The 5,376-nt window shown below is 58.1% G+C and carries 3 rRNA genes; all 3 read left to right on the plus strand.

The annotated features are described in order from the left end of the window. Positions 1-154 precede the first annotated feature (154 nt). The 3 genes from C1I99_RS28905 to rrf all read left to right on the plus strand — a co-directional run bounded on the left by C1I99_RS28905 (position 155) and on the right by rrf (position 5,357). Positions 155-1,671 (plus strand): 16S ribosomal RNA (locus C1I99_RS28905). Positions 1,672-2,046: 375 nt separating this feature from the next. After that, positions 2,047-5,155: ribosomal RNA gene (locus C1I99_RS28910) — 23S ribosomal RNA — on the plus strand. 85 nt (positions 5,156-5,240) lie between these two features. Then, positions 5,241-5,357 (plus strand): 5S ribosomal RNA (rrf, locus tag C1I99_RS28915). Together the 16S, 23S and 5S rRNA genes form the textbook arrangement of a ribosomal RNA operon. Positions 5,358-5,376 lie beyond the last annotated feature (19 nt).

Consider the following 5,376-nt stretch of genomic DNA (forward strand, 5'->3'; position numbering starts at 1 on the left):
CGGGTGGTGTGTGGTTGTTCTTTGAGAACTCAACAGGGTGCTTGATAAGCCAGTGCCAATTTGTTTGATATCCCTGGCTGGTTGATTCTTCGGGGTCTTCTGGTTTGGGGTTCCTTTGGCAACACTTTTTGTTGTCGGGACGATTTTCCATTTTTTGTTGGAGAGTTTGATCCTGGCTCAGGACGAACGCTGGCGGCGTGCTTAACACATGCAAGTCGAGCGGAAAGGCCCTTCGGGGTACTCGAGCGGCGAACGGGTGAGTAACACGTGAGCAACCTGCCCCAGGCTTTGGGATAACCCCGGGAAACCGGGGCTAATACCGGATATTACTTGATGCCGCATGGTGTTGGGTGGAAAGATTTTTCGGCTTGGGATGGGCTCGCGGCCTATCAGCTTGTTGGTGGGGTGATGGCCTACCAAGGCGACGACGGGTAGCCGGCCTGAGAGGGCGACCGGCCACACTGGGACTGAGACACGGCCCAGACTCCTACGGGAGGCAGCAGTGGGGAATATTGCACAATGGGCGGAAGCCTGATGCAGCGACGCCGCGTGAGGGATGACGGCCTTCGGGTTGTAAACCTCTTTCAGCAGGGACGAAGCGTGAGTGACGGTACCTGCAGAAGAAGCGCCGGCCAACTACGTGCCAGCAGCCGCGGTAAGACGTAGGGCGCGAGCGTTGTCCGGATTTATTGGGCGTAAAGAGCTCGTAGGCGGCTTGTCGCGTCGACTGTGAAAACCCGCAGCTCAACTGCGGGCCTGCAGTCGATACGGGCAGGCTAGAGTTCGGTAGGGGAGACTGGAATTCCTGGTGTAGCGGTGAAATGCGCAGATATCAGGAGGAACACCGGTGGCGAAGGCGGGTCTCTGGGCCGATACTGACGCTGAGGAGCGAAAGCGTGGGGAGCGAACAGGATTAGATACCCTGGTAGTCCACGCTGTAAACGTTGGGCGCTAGGTGTGGGGGGCCTCTCCGGTTCCCTGTGCCGCAGCTAACGCATTAAGCGCCCCGCCTGGGGAGTACGGCCGCAAGGCTAAAACTCAAAGGAATTGACGGGGGCCCGCACAAGCGGCGGAGCATGCGGATTAATTCGATGCAACGCGAAGAACCTTACCTGGGTTTGACATCGCCGGAAATCCTCCAGAGATGGGGGGTCCTTCGGGGCCGGTGACAGGTGGTGCATGGCTGTCGTCAGCTCGTGTCGTGAGATGTTGGGTTAAGTCCCGCAACGAGCGCAACCCTCGTTCGATGTTGCCAGCGGTTCGGCCGGGGACTCATCGAAGACTGCCGGGGTCAACTCGGAGGAAGGTGGGGATGACGTCAAGTCATCATGCCCCTTATGTCCAGGGCTTCACGCATGCTACAATGGCCGGTACAATGGGCTGCGATACCGTGAGGTGGAGCGAATCCCAAAAAGCCGGTCTCAGTTCGGATCGGGGTCTGCAACTCGACCCCGTGAAGTCGGAGTCGCTAGTAATCGCAGATCAGCAACGCTGCGGTGAATACGTTCCCGGGCCTTGTACACACCGCCCGTCACGTCACGAAAGTCGGCAACACCCGAAGCCGGTGGCCCAACCCCTTGTGGGAGGGAGCCGTCGAAGGTGGGGCTGGCGATTGGGACGAAGTCGTAACAAGGTAGCCGTACCGGAAGGTGCGGCTGGATCACCTCCTTTCTAAGGAGCACCATCCGTCGAAGGACGGTATGGAGCCCCGTGGCCCGCGAGTGTCGGGTCGGGGTGCTCGATGGCGGAGACACTGGTGAGTTTTTTCCTGGCAACGGCTGGGACGCTTAGTACGACCACTGTGGTGGTAGGGAACGGTTGTTCTGGTGCGGCTGGGGAGGGATGATGGGCACCCTGTTGGGTCCTGAAAGAACAACTGTGTGTTGTCTTTCGGGATGCTGGTCTCGCCTGTTTGGGTGGGGTTGGTGTTGCCAGGCATGGCCTGGCCTTGCATACCGCCGGTTGTTGCCGGGTTTGGTGTGGGGCGGATCGGGTTGTGGGTTGGTCGTTTGTTGAGAATTGCACAGTGGACGCGAGCATCTTTGTGGTCAAGTTGTCAAGGGCGAACGGTGGATGCCTTGGCACCAGGAGCCGATGAAGGACGTGGGAGGCCGCGATAGGCCTGGGGGAGCTGTCAACCAAGCTGTGATCCCAGGGTGTCCGAATGGGGAAACCCGGCACCAGTCATGTGGTGTCACCCGTACCTGAACACATAGGGTACGTGGGGGGAACGCGGGGAAGTGAAACATCTCAGTACCCGTAGGAAGAGAAAACAACAGTGATTCCGTGAGTAGTGGCGAGCGAAAGCGGATTGAGGCTAAACCGGCTGCGTGTGATACCTGTCAGGGGTTGCGTGGTCGGGGTTGTGGGACCCTGCGACACGGGCTGACACTCGTGTGAGGAGTTACAAAGCTGGCTGCTAGTCGAACAGTCTGGAATGGCTGACCGTAGACGGTGATAGTCCGGTAGGTGAAAGTGGCTGGTCTTCTGTGGGTGTTCCCGAGTAGCGGCGGACTCCTGAAATCTGCCGTGAATCTGCCAGGACCACCTGGTAAGCCTAAATACTTCCTGGTGACCGATAGCGGACGAGTACCGTGAGGGAATGGTGAAAAGTACCCCGGGAGGGGAGTGAAATAGTACCTGAAACCGTTCGCCTACAATCCGTCGGAGCCCGTGAGGGTGACGGCGTGCCTTTTGAAGAATGAGCCTGCGAGTTAGTGGCATGTGGCGAGGTTAACCCGTGTGGGGGAGCCGTAGCGAAAGCGAGTCTGAATAGGGCGTCAGAGTCGCGTGTCCTAGACCCGAAGCGGAGTGATCTAGCCATGGGCAGGCTGAAGCGCGGGTAAGACCGCGTGGAGGGCCGAACCCACCAACGTTGAAAAGTTGGGGGATGACCTGTGGTTAGGGGTGAAAGGCCAATCAAACTCCGTGATAGCTGGTTCTCCCCGAAATGCATTTAGGTGCAGCGTCGCGTGTTTCTTGCCGGAGGTAGAGCACTGGATGGTCTAGGGGGCCCACAAGCTTACCGAAATCAGCCAAACTCCGAATGCCGGTAAGTGAGAGCGCGGCAGTGAGACTGCGGGGGATAAGCTTCGTAGTCGAGAGGGAAACAGCCCAGATCACCAGCTAAGGCCCCTAAGCGTGTGCTAAGTGGAAAAGGATGTGGGGTCGCATAGACAACCAGGAGGTTGGCTTAGAAGCAGCCACCCTTTAAAGAGTGCGTAATAGCTCACTGGTCAAGTGGTTCCGCGCCGACAATGTAGCGGGGCTCAAGCACACCGCCGAAGCTGTGGCACTCACACATGTACTTCGCATCGCCTTTGGGTGGTGTGCAGGTGTGTGGGTGGGTAGGGGAGCGTCGTGCCGGGGGTGAAGCAGCGGGGTGACCCAGTTGTGGACGCGGCACGAGTGAGAATGCAGGCATGAGTAGCGAAAGAAGGGTGAGAAACCCTTCCGCCGGATGACCAAGGGTTCCAGGGCCAGGCTAATCCGCCCTGGGTGAGTCGGGACCTAAGGCGAGGCCGAGAGGCGTAGTCGATGGACAACGGGTTGATATTCCCGTACCCGCGAAAGAGCGACCCTGATGAACCTCGTTGTGCTAACCATCCAATCCATCCAAGACCTTCGGGTTGAGGGTGGGGAGCGTGGGAACCTGGCGGGTAGTAGTCAAGCGATGGGGTGACGCAGGAAGGTAGCTGATCCCGGCCGGTGGTTGTGCCGGGGTAAGCGTGTAGGCCGCACCATAGGCAAATCCGTGGTGCATGAAGGCTGAGACGTGATGCCGAGCCGATTCAGGTGAAGTCAGTGATCCTATGCTGCCGAGAAAAGCCTCTAGCGAGTTCTTAGCGGCCCGTACCCCAAACCGACACAGGTGGTCAGGTAGAGAATACCGAGGCGATCGGGCGAACTGTGGTTAAGGAACTCGGCAAATTGCCCCCGTAACTTAGGGAGAAGGGGGGCCGGAGACGTGAAGCCCCGCGCGGGTGGAGCGTTGTATGGCCGCAGAGAGCAGGGGGAAGCGACTGTTTACTAAAAACACAGGTCCATGCGAAGAAGTAATTCGATGTATATGGACTGACGCCTGCCCGGTGCTGGAACGTTAAGGGGACCTGTTAGCTCTTCGGGGCGAAGCGGAGAACTTAAGCGCCAGTAAACGGCGGTGGTAACTATAACCATCCTAAGGTAGCGAAATTCCTTGTCGGGTAAGTTCCGACCTGCACGAATGGCGTAACGACTTCCCCACTGTCTCAACCACAGGCCCGGCGAAATTGCACTACGAGTAAAGATGCTCGTTACGCGCGGCAGGACGGAAAGACCCCGGGACCTTTACTATAGCTTGACATTGGTATTTGAGTTAGCTTGTGTAGGATAGGTGGGAGCCGGTGAAGCTCATACGCCAGTATGGGTGGAGGCAATCTTGAAATACCACTCTGGTTGATTCGGGTATCTAACTTCGGACCGTTATCCGGTTCAGGGACAGTGTCTGGTGGGTAGTTTAACTGGGGCGGTTGCCTCCTAAAGGGTAACGGAGGCGCCCAAAGGTTCCCTCAGCCTGGTTGGCAATCAGGTGTTGAGTGCAAGTGCACAAGGGAGCTTGACTGTGAGACTGACGGGTCGAGCAGGGACGAAAGTCGGGACTAGTGATCCGGCACTGGCATGTGGAAGCGGTGTCGCTCAACGGATAAAAGGTACCCCGGGGATAACAGGCTGATCTTCCCCAAGAGTCCATATCGACGGGATGGTTTGGCACCTCGATGTCGGCTCGTCGCATCCTGGGGCTGTAGCAGGTCCCAAGGGTTGGGCTGTTCGCCCATTAAAGCGGTACGCGAGCTGGGTTTAGAACGTCGTGAGACAGTTCGGTCCCTATCCGCCGCGCGCGTAGGATACTTGAGAAGGGCTGTCCCTAGTACGAGAGGACCGGGACGGACGAACCTCTGGTGTGCCAGTTGTCCCGCCAGGGGCACGGCTGGTTAGCTACGTTCGGAAGGGATAACCGCTGAAAGCATCTAAGCGGGAAGCTCGCTTCAAGATGAGGTATCCCACCCCACTTTGTGGGGGTAAGGCCCCCAGCTAGACGACTGGGTTGATAGGCCGGAAATGTAAGCCCGGTAACGGGTTCAGTTGACCGGTACTAATAGGCCGAGGACTTGACAACAAGGCTGCTACGCGTCCACTGTGCAACTCCCGACAAACGAACAACACATCCGTGTGTGTGGTGTTGTTTGATATGTCGATAGAGTTACGGCGGTCATGGCGGAGGGGAAACGCCCGGTCACATTCCGAACCCGGAAGCTAAGCCCTCCAGCGCCGATGGTACTGCACCCGGGAGGGTGTGGGAGAGTAGGACACCGCCGGACAATCTTCCAGTCGAGGGCC

It is taken from the genome of Micromonospora deserti, assembly GCF_003236335.1.
GTDB classification, from domain to species: domain Bacteria; phylum Actinomycetota; class Actinomycetes; order Mycobacteriales; family Micromonosporaceae; genus Micromonospora; species Micromonospora deserti.